Origin of the sequence: Evansella halocellulosilytica, from assembly GCF_002335745.1 — a bacterium.
Lineage (GTDB): Bacteria > Bacillota > Bacilli > Bacillales > Salisediminibacteriaceae > Bacillus_CA > Bacillus_CA halocellulosilytica.
On record NZ_NIST01000001.1, the window covers coordinates 1,965,158 to 1,988,365 of the forward strand.

Genomic DNA, 23,208 nt, shown 5'->3' on the forward strand with positions numbered 1-23,208 from the left:
CATATAATCCTTCCTAATGGAGGACGTGGTGAATCCCACAGGGGACATAAGAAGGGCTGAGAGTAATACCACACAAGAAGATGATCTAATTCACGTAGGAGATTGATAAGAATGTTGGAACGAGTTCTATCACGGCAAAATTTAAATCGCGCACTCGAAAGAGTGGAGCGTAATAAAGGAAGTCACGGTGTAGATGGGATGAACGTACAAAACTACGACCTTATCTTCATGAACACTGGGCATCCCTGCGAGCTCAGCTCGAAAGTGGTACCTATCAACCTCAACCTGTTCGCCGAGTCGAAATCCCGAAACCGAGCGGAGGTAAGAGGAAATTAGGAATCCCGACTGTGATAGACCGTTTCATACAACAGGCTATTGCACAAACACTGAGTGAGGTTTATGACCCAACATTCTCCACCAAAAGTTTTGGGTTCCGACCAGACAAACGTGCTCACGACGCTGTTCGACAAGCTAGGGGGGATATTAAAGAGGGTTGTCGCTGGGTCGTAGACATTGACCTAGAGAAATGCTTCGATTAGGTCAACCATGATAGATTAATGAGAACATTAAGCTATCGAGTGGATGACCCCATACTACTTAGGTTGATACGTAGGTATCTTCAATCTGGTGTGATGGAGAAAGGCCTTGTCAGTCCTAATACTGAAGGGACTCCGCAAGGAGGACCGCTTAGTCCCCTCCTGTCTAACATTGTTCTAGACGAACTTCACAAGGAACTGGAGGAAAGAGGCCTTGCCTTCGTACGCTATGCCGACGATTGTAATATCTACGTCCGCTCTAGAAGAGCAGGTGAACGGATAATGGAAAGTATTACAACGTTTATTGAGAAGAAACTCAAACTGAAGGTGAACAAAGAGAAGAGTGCAGTAGACCGACCATGGAGAAGAACATTCCTAGGCTTCACTTTCACCAACAACATTAAACAACCGAAAATTAGAGTATCCAAGCAAAGTATTCAACGTTTTCAACTGAGAATACGAAAACTCACCTCGAGGAAATGGTCAATTTCTATGGGGGATAGGATAGAGAAAATCAACCGCTATCTGATCGGTTGGATGGGCTATTATCAACTAGCCGAAACTACCTCAGTCTTTAAAAGGATTGATGGTTGGCTTCGAAGAAGGTTGAGGATGATTCGATGGAAAGAGTGGAAGAAGATGAAAACGAAACAAAAGAATCTTAGGAAGCAAGGAATCAATGAACAACAGGCATGGGAGTGGGCTAATTCTAGACTAGGATACTGGCGTATAGCTAAAAGTCCTATATTAGATAGAGCCCTTGATAACCGATATTGGAATAATCAAGGGCTTAAAAGTCTACTTTTGAGATATCAATCGTTACGTTGGACTTAAATGAAACCGCCGTGTACCGAACGGTACGCACGGTGGTGTGAGAGGTCGGGGGTTAGTCACCCCCTCCTACTCGATTTCGCTAAAATGATTTTGCACCGAAGCATGGAGAAGTTGCGTCAAAGCAAAGAGAAGTTGCGCGTCAAAGTAGAGAAGTTGCGTCAAAGCACGGGGAAGTTGCGTCAAAGCAAAGAGAAGTTGCGCCAAAGCATCGAGAAGTTGCGCCCAAGCAAAGAGAAGTTGCGCCCAAGCAAAGAGAAGTTGCGCCGAAGCAAGGAGAAGTTGCGTCAAAGCACTGAGTTGCGCCAAAGCAAAGAGAAGTTGCGCCAAAGCAAAGAGAAGTTGCGCCCAAGCAAAGAGAAGTTGCGCCAAAGCATGGAGAAGTTGCGCCCAAGCAAAGAGAAGTTGCGCCAAAGCATGGAGAAGTTGCGCCCAAGCAAAGAGAAGTTGCGCGTCAAAGTAGAGAAGTTGCGCCAAAGCATGGAGAAGTTGCGCCCAAGCAAAGAGAAGTTGCGCCAAAGCATGGAGAAGTTGCGCCCAAGCAAAGAGAAGTTGCGCCCAAGCAAAGAGAAGTTGCGTCCAAACGCAGAGAAGTTGCGCCTAAACCTAAAAGTAACTACGACGAAATGCCGAGCTGCCCCTGATAAAACCGAGAATTAATCCCCGCTCGAATTCCCACAGCCTACTAAAATCCCTTCCCCCCTCCCCTGCGGATACGTTTACATTTTTTTGACCAAATTGCTTGGAATATATGGTCAGATCTTCCCATCTCTAATATCCAACTTATACGTCTAAGTATGTTTGGACGAGCTGGCAAGAATGAACTCGATAAAAAATTTATTTATGTAATGTTTAGATAAAAATGACAATATACATTGGTATATATGGGTTGGTAATTTGATCAGTATCTTATCCGTATAAGTTCCGAGTGCGGTGTTGTCTACATATGAGGATGATTGAAAATGTTCCTCTGAAAGGGATCTCCGCAAAGAAAACATGTAAGCGTTTTTCTCAGTAAACATTTATTTTAGGGGGGATTGAAGTGAAGAAGTTATTGTTCGTGTTAGTTGTGGCTTTCATGATAAGTACGATCGCTGCTTGTGGAAATGATGAAGCGACAGGTGGAGGCGACGGTTCTGAAGGGAATGGCTATAAAGTCGGTTTGGCTTTGCCGACTCAATCATCTGAGCGGTGGGTACGTGATGGCGATAATATGAAACAGGAATTTGAGAACCTTGGTTATGAAGTTGATATGCAGTATGCGGAGGATGTTGTTGAAACCCAGATTTCACAAATCGAAAATATGATTACACAAGGTGTCGATATTCTCGTAATCGCTTCTATCGATGGTGAAGCATTAACGAGTGTGCTCGAAATGGCTGAAGCATCAGATGTACCTGTTGTTGCGTATGACCGACTCATTATGAATAGTGAGCATGTCAGCTATTATGCGACGTTTGATAACTTTGAAGTCGGCGTCCTGCAAGGACAATATATTGAAGAACAATTAGGTCTCGATGAAGGCGAAGGACCGTTTAATATTGAGCTATTTGCCGGCTCACCGGACGATAATAACGCTTATTTTTTCTGGGACGGCGCAATGTCGGTTCTTGAACCGTACATGGAGGAAGGTCAGCTCGTCGTAAAAAGCGGCCAGACCGATTTTGAACAAGGGGCAACGTTACGATGGGATGGATCACTTGCACAAGAACGGATGGATAACATTTTAAGTGCCCATTATTCGGATGAAGATGTGGATGCTGTCTACTCTCCATTTGATGGAATTAGTCGTGGAATTATTTCTTCGCTAAACTCAGTTGGGTATGGCAGCGATAATAAACCGATGCCGCTAATTACGGGGCAGGATGCTGAACTGTCATCGATTAAATATATTATTTCAGGTGAGCAGACCCAAACGATTTTTAAAGATACGCGAGAGTTAGCGAAACAGTCTGTAAATATGGCCGATGCGATTTTACAAGACGGTGAGCCTGAAATCAACGATACGGAGACGTATGACAATGGTGTCAAAGTCGTACCCTCATACTTATTATCACCAGTCTCAGTCGATATTGACAATTACGAGGAAGTGCTAATTGATAGTGGCTATTACACCGAAGAGGATTTTGATTAATAACGAATGGATATGAGAAGTGGCTCAGTTCATCATTACTAGCTGAGTCACCTTCTTACTTTTCTCTTGAAAGGTGTGGCAAACATGAGTGAGTTTATGTTGGAAATGAAGCATATAACGAAAAACTTCCCAGGAGTAAAAGCGTTAGATGATGTGAATTTACAAGTGAAAAACGGTGAAATTCATGCGTTAATCGGCGAAAACGGTGCTGGGAAATCGACGTTAATGAAAGTGTTAAGTGGTGTTCATCCGTTCGGAACATACGACGGCGACTTTTTTTACAAAGGTGAAAAGTGTGCATTTAAAGATATTAATGAAAGTGAACGACACGGAATTGTCATCATCCACCAAGAGCTGGCGCTTATTCCGGAGCTGTCGATTGCGGAAAACATTTTTTTAGGCAACGAGCAGGCTTCAAAAGGTGTGATTAACTGGAGCAATACGATTTTAAAAACGAAGGAGCTTTTGTCAAAAGTCGGGTTAAGGGTCGATCCCCAAGAGAAGGTGAAAAATATCGGTGTCGGTCAGCAGCAATTAGTCGAAATTGCGAAGGCACTATCAAAACAAGTAGAGCTGCTAATTCTCGATGAGCCGACAGCTTCTTTAAATGAAGAAGACAGTGCGAACCTTCTTAAACTGCTGAAAGAATTCCAAGGCCAAGGGATGACGTCGATATTAATTTCTCACAAATTGAAGGAACTGTTAACGATCGCCGACAGCATCACGATCTTAAGAGATGGACAGACCGTACAATCGATGTCGCTAAATGAAAATGAAGTAACCGAAAGCATGATTATTAAAGGGATGGTCGGAAGAGAGTTACATCAATTGTATCCAGAGCGCCGTGCGGAAATCGGTGATGTTTATTTTGAAGTGAAAAATTGGTCCGCTGATCATCCGTTAAATCCGGACCGGAAACTATTAGATAACATAAACATTCAAATTAAAAAAGGGGAAGTCGTCGGCATAGCTGGGTTAATGGGAGCGGGACGTACTGAGTTTGCAATGAGTGTGTTCGGCAAGTCTTACGGAAAAAATATTACCGGTGAAGTTCTAAAAGACGGTAAAACGATCGATGTCAAAACGGTCGATAAAGCAATAAATAATGGGATCGCCTACGTTTCTGAAAATCGAAAGGAATTTGGCCTTATTTTACAAGATAGCGTCCGGAAAAACTTAACGTTATCAAACTTGCAAGCAATTTCTCATAAAAACATCTTAAATTTACAGGAAGAAGTGAAGGCGGCTGAATCGTTAAAAGACCGTATGAACATAAAGGCACCGACGGCTGAACAAGTGACCGGCAATTTGAGCGGCGGAAATCAGCAAAAAGTCGTATTAGGGAAATGGATTTACACCGAACCGGATGTCCTCATATTAGATGAACCGACAAGAGGCATTGATGTCGGGGCAAAATATGAAATTTATAAGATTATTAATCAACTAGCTGAAAAAGGAAAATCTATTTTGTTCATCTCCTCAGAGCTTCCAGAAATACTCGGTGTATGTGACCGGATTTATACATTGAATGAAGGAAGAATCACCGGAGAATTGTCCAAAGCAGAAGCGGACCAAGAAACGTTAATGACGTATATGACTGAAAGTTGGAGGTCGGAATAAATGGATTTAATAAAAAACTTGATTCGGAACAATATGAGAAAGTTCGGAATGATCATTGCACTCATAGGGATCACGTTATTTTTCCAAATTCTCACTGGCGGCACGATGCTTACGCCTTTAAATATTACGAACATCATTATGCAAAACAGCTATATCATTATTTTGGCCATCGGGATGATGATCATTATTATTACAGGTGAGATCGATTTATCAGTCGGATCGGTCGCCGCATTTATTGGCGCGATCGCCGGAGTATTATTAGCGACATTCAATTTGCCAGTTACTGTCGGGATCTTCCTTTGTCTGCTTCTCGGTGCTATCATCGGGGCGTGGCAAGGATTTTGGGTCGCCTATATGAAAATACCATCGTTTATCGTGACGTTAGCAGGAATGCTGCTGTTTAGAGGGTTAACGTTAGTCGTATTAGGCGGCCGAACGATCGCTCCTCTTCCAGATGAGTTTCGCTCGATCAGCTCAGCGTTTATTCCTGATTTTTTTGGAGGCGGGGAGTTGAAGCTGCTCACGATCATTATTGGTCTCTTCGCATCAGCACTTTATGTGTTATATGAAATCCGTCAAAGAAAAGTCGCGAAGTTTTATAACTTTAACACAACGCCATACGGCATGTTTCTCGTAAAAATCGCGATCTTACTCTTAGCAATTAATTCGTTTACGTATGTGCTTGCGCTCTATCAAGGGCTGCCAATTGTCGCGATCATTCTGATCGTACTCGTGATCAGTTATACTTTCGTGATGAACAAGACGATTATCGGCAGACATATATACGCGGTTGGTGGAAATGCGAAAGCAGCCCAGCTTTCAGGCGTTCGAACGAAAAAAATGAAGTTTCTCGCATTCGTTAATATGGGCGTTTTAGCAGCGTTAGCGGGGTTAATTTTCACAGCAAGACTAAACGCCTCGACACCACAGGCGGGAACATTATTTGAGCTTGATGCGATCGCCGCAGCTGTCATTGGTGGCGCCTCCTTCACTGGCGGTGTAGGAACGATCTTTGGCGCCGTCATCGGGGCGCTAGTTATGGGTGTCCTAAACAACGGGATGTCGTTAATGGGAATCGGAACCGACTGGCAGCAAGCGATCAAAGGCCTCGTCCTATTAGGCGCCGTCGCCTTCGACGTCCTCAACAAAAACAAAGGCCAATCCTAAGAAGATTCGACAAGTGCCTGGCACTTGTCGAATTTACTTGTATTTCTTTTTATTGAGTTTCTCTTTTAATTGAAACGCTTGTTCAAGGTCAACCTCATAGACATTTGCTAAGCCGATAATGTAATAAAGAACGTCATACAATTCTTCGTTGATCGTCCCTTTAATCGAACCTTGCTCCTCCATCCGCTTGTCTTTCCGCAGTACTTCAGCAAGCTCACCAACTTCTTCAATTAACTTTTGAAAATACTTACCTTTCAGCTCAGGATGATAGTCTTTATCTTTTATGTATTGCTGTAATTGTTTTAGTGTTATATTTTTCTCCATTTGGTAGCCCCTCCATATTAAAGCGGTATGCTGCTACTATTTCTACAATTGCGAGTTCAAGATTCCCATTCTGTTTTTAGCAATGAAAAGACGAAAGCATCGTGAGAATGGTTATTTTGGTAGAGGTAGCCTCTTAGTAATCCTTCTTTCGTAAAGCCAAAACGTTCTAATAATTGGATGGACGGCTTATTTTGCGGGTATGTAACAGCGCCGATTCGAAATAATCCTAATTCTTCAAACGAATAGCGTAACACTTCTTTAACTGCTTCCGACGTCATTCCTTTGTTCCAATGTGTAGGATGCAGTTCATAGCCAATTTCAGCTTTTTTGCTGCGAACACTTAAGTTGTTTAATCCTAATGTGCCAACAAATTCACCAGTCTCCTTTAAGACCATGCCCCACCTCATTCCTGATCCGTTCTCATATGCGTTTTCGAGAGATTTCACCATTTTTGACGCGTCTTCGATCGTTTTCAAGCTATCCATCCCATAATACTTCGTGACTTCCTCTTTCGACATAATCTCAAAATAGCTTTCTGTATGTTCATCTTTTACTTGAACTAAATTCAGGCGATTTGTTACCAACTCCGGAAACCCCATAAAGCCCTCCCCCTTCGATCATCTTATTAAATCCATCTCCGTTAATATTACCAAAGAAAAGGATTTAAAGGTAAAAAAAGTATTTACATAAATACCTAATTAGATTATAGTCTAATTAGATTGGAGGGACTGTTATGCAATTAAATCGACTTGTCGCTTTTCATAAAACGTTAGGTGATAAAACGCGCATTCGCATCATTGCCTTATTAAAAGATGGACCGCTTCACGGGCAAGCGATTGCTGGAAAATTGAAATTAAAGCATCCAACGATAACGCATCATTTAAACAAATTAAAACAAATTGACGTTGTCTATCAGCGCCGCGATAAAAATACGATTTATTTTTATTTAAATGAGCGTAAACTTACACAAATGTCAGATGCGATCAATCGGATCGGCGGAAAAGAAATGTTTGACACGTTTGACATAAGCGAGGAAGAGAAAGTAAACATCATTCGCAACTTTACGTTAAGTGACGGGCGGATCAAAAGCTTACCAGCGCAACGAAAAAAGAAGTTAGTGCTGCTGGAATATATGTTGCGCGGGTTAGAGCAAGGAGAACCCTACGAAGAACGTGACATTAATGAACATATAAAAAAGTTTCACGAAGACTTTGCAACGATTCGCCGGGAATTTATTATGGCTCAGTTTATGTACCGACATGATGGTATGTATGAATTGAACCCGAAAGAAATGTGGCCTGTTTAACAGGCTCTTATTTTTCGAGATCTAATTAGATGTTTATCTAATTAGTAGGGGAGGGAAATATCGATGCACGGATTTGAAATTATGAATATGGAACCTCAGTATCGGATCTTGTTTTGGAGTTCTTTTCTGAATGGAGTAGGCAGCCGTTTTGCTCAAGTTGGTTCTTTTACACTCATGTATTTGTTGACAGAATCGGGGGTTGCACTAGGAATATTGATGGCGTTAAGAGTATTACCTACAATTATTTTTTCACCGATTAGCGGCTACTTAGCTGACCGTTTTCATAAAATGAAGCTCTTGTTTGCAACAGATTTACTGCGAGCCCCGTTTGCCCTTCTGCCTCTCGTCGCTGTTTATACGGAGCAAATCGGCTTCCTATATATGAGTACGTTTATCATTGCGAGTGGTGAAGCTGTCTACCAACCTGTCCGCTATGCGGCAATCCCAGACATTGTTCAGCGGAAAAATTTAATTAATATAAATGGGCTAGAGCAAAATGTCGTAGGAGGGACACTCGTTATTGGATCCCTTACAGGAGGATTGATCGCTTTTGCAACAACGGTAAACATTCTGTTTATTTTCCATTCTCTGTTTCTTCTTTCTGCAGCGCTCATCGTGTGGAAACTCATTCATATTAAAAAAGAACAGACGACTGAAGAGGAAGCTGCGGATCAATCGTTAAAGGATACCGGACTGCTTATATTTAATATCGCGTTGATGCGTGTCTTTTTGCTCGTCATGCTGCTTATGCCGCTTGCGAACGGAGTCGACAACGTCCTTTTTAATTTGATTGCTCTAGACGTTTTTGAAAAAGGTGATTTAGGAGTAGGATTCATCTATGCGGCATTAGGTGCAGGGTTTATATTAAGTTCTGCTGCAACTAAGTGGATTCATCGAAAATATATCGTGATTGGCATATTAATGATCGCTTTAGAAGGTGTCGGTCATCTTTTATTAAGTCAATCCGTCATTTTTGCACAAGCTCTGCTCCTTGCTGTCTGTATTACGTTTGTCGGCGGAATCAGCAATATTTGCTTTGATACAACGCTAATGAAAGTCCTGCCGTCAGCGATACGAGGTAAAGTAGTAGGAATCTTGGCCATGATCCAAAACAGCTCCATGGGGATAGCGATGATTGGGGCAGGCTTTCTAACTGAATGGTTCTCACCGATGCAAAGTGCCTTTTATGTCGGGGTGACATATATCGGGTTCGCTGTCTTATTTATGATCACATTCAAGCAAGTCAAGTTCAGACAATCGTTAAGAGAACTAAAAGGAACGATCCAAAGGTAAAGATTCGACAAGTGCCTGGCACTTGTCGAATTGGAATATTTCACGTACCGTAATGGAGTTATAATGAACAATCTAAACAATAAAAAAGTTACGATAAAAGTGTTCAATAGACTGGAAGTTTTATGGTATTGTGGAGGCATTGAGGACAAAATCGCAAAAGCTAGGAGTAGGAGAAACATTATGCACCTTGATCATCAGACGTACAAAAAACGAAGAAACCTTGCGCTTATATTATCAGCGGCACTCATCTACTCTACGATTTTTACATATTCGATCTACCAAAATCTCACTCACGACGAACTGCTCATCCACGATGTAAGCCAGCTGTTTCCTGCCCACGTAAAAGAAATCGTCGAAGGGGAGGAAGAAGAATCATTAGTGGCTGCACTGCAGCAAGCAAATGAAGAGGACTTGAAGGTGTCGATAGCCGGGACGAGACACAGTCAAGGCGGTCACGCGTTTTATGAAGATTCACTTTGGCTCGATATGACGAGCTACAATGAGATTCTTGCGCTTGATGAAGACGAGAAGACGATCACTGTTCAAAGCGGAGTGACGTGGGAGCAAATCCAGGAGGCGGCGAATGAGCACGGCTTGTCGGTGAAAGTGATGCAGTCATCAAATATTTTTACCGTCGGCGGCTCATTGAGCTCAAATGTACACGGTCGTGATCCGAACTATGGACCGATCATTGAGACGGTCGATTCGTTTCGGCTCCTTATGGCTGACGGGACGATTCAAGAAGTGAACCGAGATGAGAACGAAGAGCTGTTTGAGCTTGCGATTGGTGGGTTTGGTTTATTCGGAGTCATCTTAGATGTCACGCTCGAATTGACCGATGATGAGTTGTACGTGTCGACGACGGAGAAGATCGATTATAAAGACTATCCTGACTATATTGAGAACGAAATCAAAGGTAGCGAGGATGTCGGGCTTCATTATGCTCGCCTATCTGCCACACCGAACGGACTTTTTGAAGATATGTACATGACAACCTACCACTCTTTGAAAAAAACAGATGAGCTGTACCCCAAAGAGGAGAATCTACCCGAGTTTTCAACATTGCAGGAAGAAAAAAATGTTCGTCGTGATCGGTTCTTCCTCGGTTTATCCCGCCATTTTGACTGGGGAAAAAATCTCGTCTGGTCGCTGCAACAACGGTTATATGCCGAGGCAGAGGAAGGGGAAGTCATCTCACGTAACAATGCAATGAGGCCGCCTGTCGAGTTCTTGGAATACGATTCATCACGTAACACAGACATATTGCAGGAATATTTCATCCCAACGGACGATTTTCCGCAATTCGTCGAAGAATTGAAAACGATCGTCGAGGCAGAAAATATTAATCTATTAAATGTAACCGTCCGATTCACACCGGAGCATGATGAAGGGCATTTGAATTATGCGACAGAAGACACGCTCGCACTCGTATTGCTCATTAACCATTCGCTTTCTGATGATGGCGTCGCGCACATTGAGCAAGCGACACAGCAAATCGTCGATGCAGTATTGGATCTAGGCGGCACACATTATTTGACGTATCAGAAGTTTCCGACGAACGAACAAATTCGCGAAGCGTACCCGAACATCGACAGCTTCTTTGAGGAAAAACAGAAGTACGATCCTGACGAACGGTTTATGAACTATTTTTATGAGGAGTATGTAGATGAACAATCTTAAATGGGTCGTCATTTCACAAAGCTGGGTATTGTTCGGAACAGGACTCGTCTTCCCATTTTATATCGTGTTTCTCCGGGAAGTGGGCGGCGATTTCTCCGAATTTGGTCTCGCATACGGGTTGTTCACATTAAGCGCTGCACTCGTACACCGTTGGATTGGCAAATTTTCCGACCGAATTGGGAGAAAACATTTATTACTCATCAGTACATGGGGCACATCAATCATCTTTCTCATGTTCCCAGTCGTCACTGACATTTGGCAAGTGTACGTCCTGCAAATCATTTTAGGTATGTTCGGTGCCATCCAAAAAACGAGTGAAAAAGCTCTCGTCGCCGACTTTACCGAAGGCAGTCAACGCGGAGAGAAAATCGGCTCCTACCATTTCTGGGTCTCGATCTTCTCCGGGCTCGCCGTCATCGCCGGCGGCTTTCTCATTGACCTTCTCACCGTTGACATCATCTTCTACATCGGCTCCCTCACCCTCTTCGTGAGCGGCGTGTGGATTATGAGGATTGAGGAGTGAATGTTAGAGAAACCAGAGTAGAAAAAAGGATAATCTTTAAAAAGCTTTAATTCTATTTTGATAGAGTTAAAGCTTTTTATTATATTCTTTGTAAACCACAGACTCTGCCTGTATAAAATAACCCTTTAAAGGTTGTATTCGTGAGAGCTAAAGTAACGAATAGTTGGAAGGTATACTGCTTGCTTTCACCCAAGGGTACAAGTGCGATATCCGCTCTTAACTTTGTACGTATTCACGGTGTCTTCTTTGCCACGGATGAACGGTTGAGCTACTTCGATCAAGCTCGAAGGGATCTCAACTCGTCCGTTTTTCCATAGGAAAGAGCATTGCTTCTTCGAAAATACATCGATTTGTCTCGACGGATAAACGACAAAGCCATACTAGTAGAGGAAGAGACAGTCGCGCAGTACATTCCACTTTTGGTGACAACTTTATTTTCGTTATGTCATTTATTATCTTAAATGATGGATACGAAATGAACATAAATATCTTTGATAACAAAAGCCCATCCCCATTTAAATGAGATAAAAATGAGAGCTGAGATACAACTTTCCACAACGTTTTTCTATGCTATTAGTATGCCATTTAACTATCATCATGTACTCGAAAGAGCGTCAGGCGGCGACTCAGGCGGGAAAAGCAATAGTCGAAAATCCCCTAGGTGCACACAGTGTGACACCTAGGAAGTTGAGGCATTGCCCGCTGCAAAGAAGACACTACGAATGCAAACGAAGTGCAGCACGAGTAGATGTCGCACTTGTGCTTGGTGAAAGCGTCCGCCTATAGCGATTTCGAATTCGATTATGAAAAGGGATATTCTCAAAAAATTTTTGGCACAGCCAAATTAAATAAGGTTCCTTAAGGGACTCTGGTGGTAAAGTGCCCTTATAACGCGAAAATAAAACCGCCCGTTTTACGGGCGGATATTTATTTTGAAGTTCCATAGGACTTATTCGATGTTTATATCCGATCAAATTTAATACTTTTCCACAAGAAAACAAATAATAAAATATTCAATAAATACTGAAAATTATCTTTATTTTTGAAATTTATTGTGCTAATATTGTAAAAAATTAAGTATGACTGAAATTATTATTGTATTATCAAACAAATATAGAATTTTTAGGAATACATGAGGGGGAGTTTTATGATTGAAGTGTCAGACAAAATACGTGCGAAGCGGACAGAGCAAAAACTAACATTAAAAGGTTTGAGTGAAAAAACGGGCTTATCTGTTAGTTTTCTCTCCCAAGTGGAACGCGGGTCTTCATCATTAGCTATTACATCATTAAAAAAAATAGCTGATGCACTAGAGACGCCAATCACCCAATTTTTTGAGGGATTAACCAACCATAACTATTCGGTAAAGTCTACAGATCATAAACCATTTCGAATTGAAGGATCTTCTGCAGAATATGTCAGACTTGGTGGCTCTTTTACTGGTAAAGCATTAGAGCCGTTGCATGTAACATTATCACCAGGAAAGCCTCAAGATAAGGTTTTCAGTCATCCCGGAGAAGAATTTTATTATGTTTTAGAAGGTGTTGTACTCTTCACTGTTGATGGGAAGGAATACATTCTTAAAGTGGGAGATTCAATTCATTTTCCGTCCCATTTACCACATACTTGGGAGAATCCGCTCAATGAAGATGCAAAAGTTTTATGTGTGTTAACTCCTGTCCTCTTTTAAGAGGGGAGAGTTCATAAATATTAAAAAAGAAGGGTGGTTTACCTATGAGAGTTGCGACGGATATTGGAGGTACATTTACAGATTTAGTATACGTGGATCAAGACGGCAAAATGGGAGTAGCGAAAAGTCACACAACACCTCCTCATTTTGAACAAGGTGTTATTGACGTTGTGAATGTAAGTGGAATTAACCCAGAGTTATTAGAAACATTTATTCATGGTACAACCGTCATTATTAATGCACTAACAGAACGAAAAGGTGTAAAAACAGGACTTATCACTACGAAAGGATTTCGTGATGTTTTAGAAATTGCACGTGGAAATCGCCCTGACTTATTTAATGTTCGGTATGAAAAACCAACTGCATTCGTTCCAAGATACTTACGTCAAGAAGTGGAAGAACGCTTAAATTACAAAGGAGAAGTCATCGAGCCTTTAAACAAGCAGCAAGTAAAAGAAATTATCGCAAACTTTAGAAATGAAGGTGTCGAAGCGATTGCTGTTTCGTACATTCATGCGTACAGCAACCCTTCACATGAAAAAGAAACCGTTAAACTAATAAAAGAATTGTGGCCAGAAGTTGCTGTGACAGCTTCACACGAAGTAACAAAAGAATGGCGCGAATATGAACGAACTAGTACAACAGTCTTGAACTCTTACGTAAAACCAATCGCTTCATCATATGTGAATCGATTAGAACATGAATTAAAAGAGATTGGGACAGATTCACAGAAGTACATTATGCAATCGAATGGTGGGACTACTACATTTGAACAGTCAAAGGAAACACCAATCAATATGATTGAATCTGGTCCAGTTGCCGGAATATATGGTTCAGCCATGCTTGGGAAAATGTTAGGTGAAGACAATATCATAGCTTTTGACATTGGTGGAACGACAGCAAAATGCTCTCTCATCGATAATGGAGAAGTAAAAGTTTCAACTGAATACAGCATTGAACGAACAGATAAAATGGCGGGGTATCCAGTAAAGGTACCAGTTGTAGATATTGTAGAGATCGGTAATGGCGGCGGATCGATCGCTTGGATTGATGATGGAGGCTCATTACGTGTAGGGCCAAAATCTGCAGGAGCTTTACCAGGACCAGTTGCTTATGGTAGAGGCGGAGAGGAACCAACGACGACGGATGCAAACTTAGTTGTAGGCCGATTATCGCCGGAAAACTTCGATAATAACGTCGATATGGCTAAAGTGAAACACGCAATTAAAGAAAAGATTGCTGATCCGTTTGGCACATCTATAGAAGAAGCAGCTCTTGGCATTATCCGGATTGCCAATTCAAACATGCTCAATGCCTTGAAACTGATTTCTGTAAGAAAAGGGTATGATCCTCGTGAATTCGCACTCGTTGCATTTGGAGGAGGAGGCTCCATGCATGCACCTGCCCTTGCAGAAGAATTAGGTGTTAAAAAAGTGATTGTACCGGTTGGAGCTTCTGTATTTTCTGCATTCGGTATGCTGATGACAGATTTACGTCATGATTTTATTCAAACATTTATTCGACGTGTCGAAGGAATTGACTTAGTAGAGCTAAATGAAAAGGTAAAGAAACAAGAAACCGAAGCAAATGAACAATTCAATGAGGAAGGGATTGAAGAAAGTCAAGTGATCCTTACTCGTTTTGCAGACTTACGTTATGTCGGACAAGAGCATACAGTTAAAGTTCCGGTTCCCGCAGGTGAAATTACTCAAGAAACGTTGAAACAAGTCATTCAAAAGTTTCATGAAACCCACGAACAGCTTTATACATTCAAATTAGAAGAGTCGCCGACTGAGATCGTAAACATTCATGTAACGGCTTTTGGGACAGTTAACAAGCCAGATATAGCAAAGTTAGAAAAAATCGGCGGTAAAGCAGAAGATGCTTTGAAAGAAGTTAGACGAGTTTTATATGAAGGTGAAGGTTGGATTGATACGAACGTTTATGATCGTACACAATTAAGTGTTGATGTATCAATAGAAGGTCCTGCTGTTGTGGAAGAACAAACAAATTCAACCATTTTATATCCAGGACAAAAGCTGACAGTTGATCATTATGGAAACTTAATGATTGATACGGGGGTGTAAAAAATGACAAAACCTGTCATGAGTTCAAAAGTAGATCCGTTTACGTTAGACATTGTAAAAGATTCATTAGTTGCCATCGGAGAGGAAATGTTTTACGCATTGGCAAGAACATCAATGAGTCCGATTATTTATGAAGTACTCGACTATGCTAGTGGATTGACCGACTCAAAAGGGCAGTTATTAACACAAGGGAATGGTGTTACAGGTTTTATCGGCATGCTTTCTTTCATGGTGAAAGAAACGGTTGAAAGATATGCGAAAGAAGGCGATTTAAAGCCAGGAGACATCATATTAATTAATGACCCATATGGAGGTGGGGGATCTCACCTTTGTGATGTTGGTTTAGTGATGCCGATTTTTTATGAAGGAGAGCTCATAGGTTTTTCTGCAAACAAAGCTCACTGGACAGAAGTAGGCGGGAAAGATGCTGGCTCAATGTCAACCGACTCAACTGAGATTTATCAGGAAGGTCTGCAATTTCCGTGTGTAAAACTTTTCGACGAAGGAAAGCTCAATCAAGCAGTTGTTGATATTATTGCTGCAAATGTGCGCTTCCCTGATCTTTCTCTTGGAGATATGTGGGCACAAGTTGCTGCATTAAAAACAGGTGACCGTCGCTTTAGAGAGTTATGTGACAAGTATGGAAAAGAAGTTGTAAAAAATTCGATCGATCACTTATTAGATCACGGTGAACAATTAACACTTAAAGCACTTAAACAGCTCCCTAAAGGAGAATATGAAGCCGTTGATTATATTGATGATGACGGAATTGAAGAAGGTCCGTTCCGTGTCCAATTAAAGCTGAAGATTACGGATGATGAGTTCATCTGTGACTTTCGTGGAAGTCACCCGCAAGTGACAGGATCAATAAATTCAACTTTAACTGGAATGATCTCCTCAGTGCGGACGATATTCCTTGCGGTAACGAACCCTTCTCAAGATGTGAATGATGGTGCGTTTCGGCCGCTCAAAGTCCTCACAGATGAAGGCTCCGTTTTTAATGCTGTAAGACCAGCACCAGTGTCGATGTATTGGGAATCAATGTTATTTGGTTGTGACCTAATTTGGAAAGCACTAGCACCTGTAATTCCTGAGCGGCTAACTGCAGGACACCTCTTATCTGTGTGTGTAGCAATCGTTTCAGGAAAACACCAAGATACAAATGAACCATTCTTAATTGTTGAACCTTCTGTTGGTGGCTGGGGAGCAGCAATAGATCGTGATGGTGACGCTGGACAATTTTGTATTCTTGACGGAGAAACGTTTAACATTCCTGTGGAAGTATGTGAAACAAGGAATGGAGTATTAGTTGATGAATACAGTCTCAACTCTGACGGTGCAGGAGCAGGAACATTCCGTGGTGGACAAGGTGTAATCCGTTCGTATCGAGCACTTACAGATAATCAGTCGTTCACAGGATCTTTTGGACGTCATAAGTTTAACGTTTGGGGTACAGATGGTGGAAAGGATGGATCAACGAATAAATTTGAAATCGTAAAAGCTTCTGGAGAAACAGACGGTCCATTTGGTAAATACAATCAATACCCACTGAACAAAAATGATGTCGTTCGCCTCATCACAGCAACAGGTGGAGGTTATGGAAGTCCTTATCAACGTCCTGCAGAAAAAGTAGCCATGGATGTGAAAAATGAATATATCACGGTCGAGCAAGCAAAAGAAGACTTTGGAGTGATCGTAGATCCAATTACATTCGATGTTGTTGGAGTCACTGAAGCAAGATCCTAAAGGAGTGAGATGATGCAGGTTGTAACAGTAAAAGATAAACTAGCAGACAATCATCACAACATCGAAATGAAAACACTTTTTGATGAATCTGTGTTTCAAGGTGCACGTGCTAAGTTTGGAACAGTTACAATTCCTCCACGGTCGCGAGTTCCTTTAAAAGGAACTGGTTCACATGAAGAAGATGAATATGCTCTCGTCATTAAAGGGGCAATCACAACTATGAGTGGTGGTAAACAATATCATGTTAAGGCCGGACAAGCTACCTTCATTCCAGCAGGTGAAGAACATTGGGCTTACAATGAACGAGAAGAAGATTGTGAAATTATTTGGACACTTGTAAAACGATAGTTTTTTACCGTCACAATGTTTTTAACGTAGAGGAAGACTCAAATTAGTGGCTAATTCATCCTTCAAATACAATAGCCATCTTGTGGAGTGCCAAGTCACATGAGTCTTCCTCGAACAATATTTTCTAATCAATTTCTGCGACAAATTTACAGAATATTCTAAAATTATCCAGGGGGGATATGTGTGGAGGAAAAAAATGTACCGAATACAGTGGTTAAAGATGAGGCTTTGTCGGCAATTCCGTCAACAGAACGACAACATTGGTTAACTCCGGCGGTCATTTTTGGTGGTTTAGAGTTTACAATTCCGGTCTTGATGGTAGGTGCAACATTAGCTGTTAGTTTTGGGATGTCGTCAATTTTTTGGATTTTAGTCGTTTCATTATTAGTTTTCCAATGGATTGGTAATGCTCTTCAAGGGTATATTGGAGCAAAAACAGGACGATCATCTTCCGTTATTGCACGGACTAGCTTTGGAGCTTTACAAGCGCGGTTTATTGTCGGTCTTACGATTTTTGCCGTATCGACAGGTTGGTGGGCACTGCAAACAGCTGTAGCAGGCAATGCGATTTCTGCAATGATGGGGATTAATTATACGACACAGTGGTTTGCTTGGGCATTGATTACGATCATTGCAGGTTTATTATTTGCTATTCCATCTATAATCGGCTATGCATCGATGAAGTGGACAGACTATATCGCTGTACCGGCTGGGCTATTATTAATTGGCTCTGGGATCTTTTATGCATTGACTACTACAGGGTGGGAAACGATTGCAAATTGGTCTCCAGAACCAACGATGACATTTCTTATGGGTGTAAGTTTAGTGATTGGTGCTAACGTTTCGCAATGGGTAATTGCATCTGACTATACACGTTATGCAAAACCGAGAGCAAAAGATAACATATTGATTCCATTAGGTATTATTGCTGTTGGGTTTCCGTTGTTTTATGTTGGCGCCATTATGTCAGTCGGTGTTGGATCTGCAGACATCGTTGAAGTTATGCTTGGACTTGGTTTTCCAATTTGGGGCTTCTTTATTCTATGGTTTGCGACTTGGACAAGCCAACTAGTAAACAACTACAGTATGGGACTAGCATTATCTAATCTTATGAATGTTAACTCTGGTAAAGGAAGAGCGATCCTGACGTTTATCGGAACAATCCTTGCAATTATCGTTGCATTAGCGGGGGTTCTTGATTATTTCATGGACTTTTTATACATGACAGCACTTATTTATCCTGCTATCGCTGGAGTTATGTTCGCTGACTTCTTCTTTGTAAGAAAGAAAAACTGGGCTGATCATCAAGGCTGGAACTGGATGGCTACCATTGCAATTGTCGTTGCAACGGCCGTTGGTTACTATACACAGTATGTCAATGAGTTCGGGCTACCTGCTGTTCAATCGTTAATATCAGCTGTTGTCGTATATATTATTGCGATGAAAATAAAAGCAAATGTAGCACCGGACCACTTTACTCCTGAAGAATGGTCAGATAAAAACACAAGCTCTGATTCTGAAAGTATTAGCTAAATAAAACAGCTGACTCAAGAGTGCCAACAAAGCACTTTTGAGTCTTTTTACGTGCAGTAAAGAGGGGAATATGCTTCGTTTATATGATCGAATAGGACGTTACTTAAAAGAGTGTTAACGCCAATAAAATGATGCATGATACGGAGACACTGCTCACTAGTGTTGATACGATTACTGCTTGTGCAGCAAATTCAGGCTCTTTATTATATTCTAAAGCGATCATCGCACTGTTTCTAGATGAAGGATAAGCACTTGATATAAGTAAAACTTGTGCGACCACGCCTTGAAGATCTAATAAAAAAATGATGAGCAAGGCGATCACAGGGCTAATTATTAGTCTAGTAAATGCAGTGAGGATCACATGACCGATCGCTTTCGAGAACGTAATGTATGCAATTTGAGCGCCTAACGTTATAAGGGCTATGCCAATTAAGGCAGAAGAGGTATTATCGAAAACGGTTAGAACAAAAGCTGGCAGCTTGATGTTAGTGACATTGAAAAACACGGCAAAAAAGAGTGCGAAAAAGATCGGGGTTTTAAAATAGTTTATAAGATTTTTAAAACTATTTTTTAAATTCCCTTTAGTTTTCGTTAAATTGTAGATCCCATATGTAAAAGCGAGCAGGTTTTGCGTGATCATTACAATGACTTGGATCGTCATAGCAAATGGGTCGTGACGAAAGGTTAATTCTGTTACGGGTATACCGAAATTTCCTGAGTTTTGAAGCATCATACTGTTTTGGAATACTCCCATTTTAGCAGGTGGTATACGAAAAAGCTTTATAATGATCAGGCCAATAATATGTAATGAGAGAATGAATAAAACGATAAAACTAATTAAGTTTAAAAAAGTTTGTAGCTGCAACGTAGGTGTTTCATATAATCGAATAAAGATAACAGAAGGAATAAAGATGTTCATCGTTAATTTTGACAATGTATGCATGTCATAGTTGAAAATACGGTGAGTGATCGCACCAACCGCTATTAAAATAAATAGGGGTAAAATAATGTTCACGAATATATGAAAAGTCATTGCCATCCTACCACTCCTAATTTCTGAAAATTCATAATTGACAATATTGTATTTTTGTATACAATTATACAATGAGAGCGCAACAAAATGACGATTTATTTTTAGGAGGGGAACAATGAGTTGGCTTATATCAAACAGAAAGAGAAATGAAAACCCTTTCAACGGACCTGAAGAAAAGATTACTATCATTCCCGGTGCTCATGATGCGATTACAGCTTTAATTGCTCAAAAAGTCGGCTTTAATACGCTATATATATCTGGTGCTGCTGTATCAGCTTCTTACGGGTTACCTGACCTTGGAGTTATGACAGTAAACGAGCTTTCACAACGAACAAAAGAAATCTATCGAGCAACGAAAGCAACTTTACTCGTTGATATCGATACAGGTTATGGCAATGTCATCAATGCTGTTAGAACAGCAAAAGAACTAGAAGAATCAGGTGCAGCGGCATTACAAATTGAAGATCAAGTTATGCCTAAGAAGTGCGGACATTTAAATGGAAAAAAGCTAGTTCCACCGAATGAAATGATGCAAAAAATTATAGCCATTAAAAAGCATTGTCCGAATCTAAAGGTCATTGCTAGAACAGATGCAGCAGGGGTAACAGGGCTAGAAGATGCGATTGACCGCGCCAATAAATATGCAGAAGCCGGAGCGGATGTCATTTTTCCAGAAGCTCTAAAAACAGAGGAAGAGTTTAAAGAAGCTTCAATGAAAATACATGCACCTGTACTGGCAAATATGACAGAGTTTGGGAAAACCCCTTATTACACAGCAGAGCAATTTGAGGACTGGGGGTATGATTTTGTTATATTTCCCGTGTCGTCTTTACGTATAGCCAACAAGGCTGTAGAAGCCTTTTATGAAAAGCTATTAGAAGGGGGGACTCAAAAGCCTGTTCTTAGTAACATGCAGTCAAGAGAAGAGTTGTATGAACTAATAGGTTATTTTGACTATGAAACACTCGACGAATCGATAGCAAAAACGAAATTATAAGGAGGTGGTATTTACATAGATGGAGGGATCAACGTGATAAATGAAAACCAAAGACAAAATACAAGTACATTAGCATATGAAAAAATTCGCAATAAAATTATTGAGCTAGAGCTTGAGCCTGGAGAGCATATAATCGAGGTTAAGCTTTCTGAAGAATTAAATATAAGCAGAACACCATTAAGACAGGCATTAAATCAATTACAGCTTGAAGGACTTGTAATGAAAGGGACGAACGGACGTATTTATGTAGCAGAACTGGATGTAAAAGACATCATTGAAGTTTTTCACGTTAGAGAGGTGTTAGAAGGATTAATCATTCGTGAGGCAACGAACCATGTAACAGATGATGATATTGAACAGATGGATCATTTCATTCAATTAATGAAAATGACGGCTGCTGAAAAAAAATACGATAAAACCGTCTTCTATGGCAGTCAATTCCATCATCGATTGTATGGGCCGAGCGGGTGTCAAACAGCAGTACGCTTTCTAGAACAAATAAAAGGTCACATTGAAAGGTTTAGACGAATTCCAGGTTATCGCCAACCAGATTATAATGTAGATCGAGTAGTTAAAGAGCATGAAGAGCTATTATTTTTAATAAAACAAAACAAACCCGAGGAAGCTGAGGCATCCATGAAAAAGCACATACAAAGAAGCTTAAAAACAACCCTGGAAGTGATCAATACTCATTGTAGGTTAAAATAATTTTTCTTAAGGGGATGAATGAATTGAAACGATCATTTTTTAGTAAGCGCTTACACTTTGTTGGTGTGTTCATTTTACTGTTCATGCTCGCTGCTTGTGGCGGAGATGGAGATGAAGAAGCAGCTGGAAATGATGACGATGGATCAGGTGGCAGCTGGGAGCCTGAAGGGACAATCGAAATGATTGCTCCAGCTGGAGCTGGTGGGGGCTGGGATACGCTCGCTCGAACGACATCAAGTGTTTTAGAAGAATCAGGTTTATTACCGGTAGCAATGGGAGTTGAAAATATGCCAGGTGCCGGTGGAGCTATTGGGTGGTCACATATCGCAAACCATGAAGGAGATCCTCACCACCTTTTCGTAACGAGTCCCCCAATCATTCTCGTTCCGATGACAGGTGATTCAGACCATGATCATACAGATTTTACTCCTTTAGCAAGACTCATTACAGATTATATGATTATCGGAGTGAGTGATGATTCACCGTACGAGACTCTTGACGATTTAGTGAATGACCTTAAAGCTGGTGAACAGGTAAGCGTTGCTGGCGGCTCTGCTCCTGGAAGTATGGATCATATTGCATTAGCAGGCGCACTCATTGAGGCTGGAGTTCCTGCCGAAAACATTAACTATACTTCCTTCGAGGGGGGAGGAGAAGCGATTGCTGCAGCTGTTGGCGGTCATGCGGATGTCGTGACGACCGGAGTCGGTGAATCGAGTGAGCATGTTCGGTCTGGAAATATTCGTATACTCGGGGTTTCTGCTCCAGAAGGAACCGAATTACCAGGGGACGCAAAAACATACCAGGAACAAGGAATCGATTTTACGTTTGACATTTGGCGAGGTGTCATGGGTCCAAAAGATATGCCTCAAGAAGCAGTCGAATATTATGAAAATTTATTTGCAAATATGCTCGAGTCAGATGAATGGATCCAAGCAGCTGATGACTTAGGCTGGGTGGATGCGTATTTAAATAGTGAAGACTTTAGTAGCTTCTTAGATGAACAGCAAGAATTATTTTCAGAAGTTTTAGAAAATATCGACTATTAGAGAGGTTCAGCTTTAGCTGAGCTTCTCTCAAGCAGGTGAATGATATGACAAACCTTAAATGGAATGCCAATCGAACAATCTCAGTTATTTTGTTCTTTTTCTCGATATTTTATCTGTTTATCGCATTTACAGGAATAAAAGAGTTTCGTGGATCTGTAGCGATTGATTCCGATGTTTTTCCAAAGATTTTAGGAGTTTTTCTTTTCGCTCTGTCGATTTTTCTATTTTTTGAAAAACGGGAGAAACCGGAAGGAGAAGAGAGTGATGAAAAGAACGAGAACGCCGGGCTAGCTAACAAAAATGAAGGTAACTCGACACATTGGATGTATAATCCATCTGCAAAGATTGTCGTAACAGTTGGAGCATTTTTGTTGTACATCTTTCTGTTTTCTAGACTAGGCTTTGTGATCAGTACATGGCTCTACTTATTTTTAATGCCGATTTATTACGGCTACAAGAAAATAGTTGTCAATTTAATCGTCGCAACTGTGTTTAGTGTTGGAGCTTATTACGCCATTTCAGAATGGTTAGGAATCAATTTACCTTCAGGTATTTTATCATTTTTCTAAAACTATGAGCAGGACCCGTAAAAAGGGGGTTATC

Annotated in this window: 20 protein-coding genes and 1 pseudogene; 18 read left to right on the forward strand and 3 right to left on the reverse strand. The window is 41.0% G+C overall.

The window, feature by feature from the left end; all coding sequences use genetic code 11:
- Positions 1 to 111: 111 nt before the first annotated feature.
- The 5 genes and pseudogenes from ltrA to mmsB all read left to right on the forward strand — a co-directional run bounded on the left by ltrA (position 112) and on the right by mmsB (position 6,288).
- A pseudogene (gene ltrA, locus CD001_RS09345) lies at positions 112 to 1,370 on the forward strand (group II intron reverse transcriptase/maturase).
- A 111-nt stretch (positions 1,371 to 1,481) separates the two neighbouring features.
- Positions 1,482 to 2,027, forward strand: coding sequence for a hypothetical protein (locus CD001_RS27440; protein ID WP_179298683.1), 546 nt, complete (start codon positions 1,482 to 1,484; stop codon positions 2,025 to 2,027).
- Positions 2,028 to 2,409: 382 nt separating this feature from the next.
- On the forward strand, positions 2,410 to 3,501 hold the full coding sequence (gene chvE / locus CD001_RS09355; protein WP_096187242.1) for a multiple monosaccharide ABC transporter substrate-binding protein: 1,092 nt from the start codon (positions 2,410 to 2,412) through the stop codon (positions 3,499 to 3,501).
- Positions 3,502 to 3,585: 84 nt separating this feature from the next.
- Positions 3,586 to 5,121, forward strand: a complete 1,536-nt coding sequence (gene mmsA / locus CD001_RS09360) for a multiple monosaccharide ABC transporter ATP-binding protein (protein ID WP_096187243.1) — start codon at positions 3,586 to 3,588, stop codon at positions 5,119 to 5,121.
- Positions 5,122 to 6,288 carry a multiple monosaccharide ABC transporter permease gene (mmsB, locus tag CD001_RS09365; RefSeq protein WP_096187244.1) on the forward strand — a complete coding sequence of 389 codons (1,167 nt, stop codon included), beginning with the start codon at positions 5,122 to 5,124 and terminating at the stop codon, positions 6,286 to 6,288.
- A 33-nt stretch (positions 6,289 to 6,321) separates the two neighbouring features.
- Here mmsB and CD001_RS09370 read toward each other — a convergent pair whose 3' ends face one another.
- Positions 6,322 to 6,612 carry a MazG nucleotide pyrophosphohydrolase domain-containing protein gene (locus CD001_RS09370; RefSeq protein ID WP_218839249.1) on the reverse strand — a complete coding sequence of 97 codons (291 nt, stop codon included), beginning with the start codon at positions 6,610 to 6,612 and terminating at the stop codon, positions 6,322 to 6,324.
- A gap of 56 nt (positions 6,613 to 6,668) precedes the next feature.
- Positions 6,669 to 7,211 carry a GNAT family N-acetyltransferase gene (locus CD001_RS09375; protein WP_096187245.1) on the reverse strand — a complete coding sequence of 181 codons (543 nt, stop codon included), beginning with the start codon at positions 7,209 to 7,211 and terminating at the stop codon, positions 6,669 to 6,671.
- Between the two features lie 134 nt (positions 7,212 to 7,345).
- Here CD001_RS09375 and CD001_RS09380 point away from each other — a divergent pair, with 134 nt between their 5' ends.
- From CD001_RS09380 to CD001_RS09420, 9 genes are all read left to right on the forward strand, one after another.
- Positions 7,346 to 7,918, forward strand: a complete 573-nt coding sequence (locus CD001_RS09380; RefSeq protein WP_096187246.1) for a DUF2087 domain-containing protein — start codon at positions 7,346 to 7,348, stop codon at positions 7,916 to 7,918.
- Between the two features lie 63 nt (positions 7,919 to 7,981).
- Positions 7,982 to 9,211 (forward strand): MFS transporter, encoded by a 1,230-nt coding sequence (locus tag CD001_RS09385; protein WP_096187247.1) that lies wholly within the window; start codon positions 7,982 to 7,984, stop codon positions 9,209 to 9,211.
- Positions 9,212 to 9,391: 180 nt separating this feature from the next.
- Positions 9,392 to 10,891 carry an FAD-binding oxidoreductase gene (locus CD001_RS09390; RefSeq protein ID WP_096187248.1) on the forward strand — a complete coding sequence of 500 codons (1,500 nt, stop codon included), beginning with the start codon at positions 9,392 to 9,394 and terminating at the stop codon, positions 10,889 to 10,891.
- Positions 10,878 to 11,414, forward strand: coding sequence for an MFS transporter (locus CD001_RS09395; RefSeq protein ID WP_096187249.1), 537 nt, complete (start codon positions 10,878 to 10,880; stop codon positions 11,412 to 11,414). The genes CD001_RS09390 and CD001_RS09395 overlap by 14 nt, the downstream gene beginning before the upstream one ends.
- 1,147 nt (positions 11,415 to 12,561) lie before the next feature.
- Positions 12,562 to 13,104 carry a helix-turn-helix domain-containing protein gene (locus CD001_RS09400; protein WP_096187250.1) on the forward strand — a complete coding sequence of 181 codons (543 nt, stop codon included), beginning with the start codon at positions 12,562 to 12,564 and terminating at the stop codon, positions 13,102 to 13,104.
- A 44-nt stretch (positions 13,105 to 13,148) separates the two neighbouring features.
- The gene (locus CD001_RS09405) at positions 13,149 to 15,191 is read left to right on the forward strand and encodes a hydantoinase/oxoprolinase family protein (protein ID WP_096187251.1); all 2,043 of its coding nucleotides are present in this window, start codon (positions 13,149 to 13,151) and stop codon (positions 15,189 to 15,191) included.
- A gap of 3 nt (positions 15,192 to 15,194) precedes the next feature.
- Positions 15,195 to 16,937, forward strand: coding sequence for a hydantoinase B/oxoprolinase family protein (locus CD001_RS09410; protein WP_096187252.1), 1,743 nt, complete (start codon positions 15,195 to 15,197; stop codon positions 16,935 to 16,937).
- Between the two features lie 9 nt (positions 16,938 to 16,946).
- A complete protein-coding gene (locus CD001_RS09415; RefSeq protein ID WP_257009759.1) occupies positions 16,947 to 17,285 on the forward strand; it encodes a cupin domain-containing protein in 339 nt (112 codons plus the stop codon).
- A 183-nt stretch (positions 17,286 to 17,468) separates the two neighbouring features.
- The gene (locus CD001_RS09420) at positions 17,469 to 18,818 is read left to right on the forward strand and encodes a cytosine permease (protein ID WP_096187254.1); all 1,350 of its coding nucleotides are present in this window, start codon (positions 17,469 to 17,471) and stop codon (positions 18,816 to 18,818) included.
- A 103-nt stretch (positions 18,819 to 18,921) separates the two neighbouring features.
- Here the strand turns inward: CD001_RS09420 and CD001_RS09425 are convergent, their stop codons facing one another.
- Positions 18,922 to 19,857, reverse strand: a complete 936-nt coding sequence (locus tag CD001_RS09425) for an AEC family transporter (protein WP_179298684.1) — start codon at positions 19,855 to 19,857, stop codon at positions 18,922 to 18,924.
- Between the two features lie 109 nt (positions 19,858 to 19,966).
- On the opposite strand from CD001_RS09425, the gene prpB reads away from it, so the two are divergent.
- The 4 genes from prpB to CD001_RS09445 are packed head-to-tail and all read left to right on the forward strand — an operon-like array spanning position 19,967 to position 23,174.
- On the forward strand, positions 19,967 to 20,848 hold the full coding sequence (prpB, locus tag CD001_RS09430) for a methylisocitrate lyase (RefSeq protein WP_096187256.1): 882 nt from the start codon (positions 19,967 to 19,969) through the stop codon (positions 20,846 to 20,848).
- A gap of 33 nt (positions 20,849 to 20,881) precedes the next feature.
- A complete protein-coding gene (locus CD001_RS09435) occupies positions 20,882 to 21,556 on the forward strand; it encodes a GntR family transcriptional regulator (RefSeq protein ID WP_096187257.1) in 675 nt (224 codons plus the stop codon).
- 23 nt (positions 21,557 to 21,579) lie between these two features.
- On the forward strand, positions 21,580 to 22,605 hold the full coding sequence (locus CD001_RS09440; RefSeq protein WP_096187258.1) for a tripartite tricarboxylate transporter substrate binding protein: 1,026 nt from the start codon (positions 21,580 to 21,582) through the stop codon (positions 22,603 to 22,605).
- A gap of 44 nt (positions 22,606 to 22,649) precedes the next feature.
- Positions 22,650 to 23,174 carry a tripartite tricarboxylate transporter TctB family protein gene (locus CD001_RS09445; RefSeq protein ID WP_096187259.1) on the forward strand — a complete coding sequence of 175 codons (525 nt, stop codon included), beginning with the start codon at positions 22,650 to 22,652 and terminating at the stop codon, positions 23,172 to 23,174.
- The last annotated feature ends 34 nt before the right edge of the window (positions 23,175 to 23,208 follow it).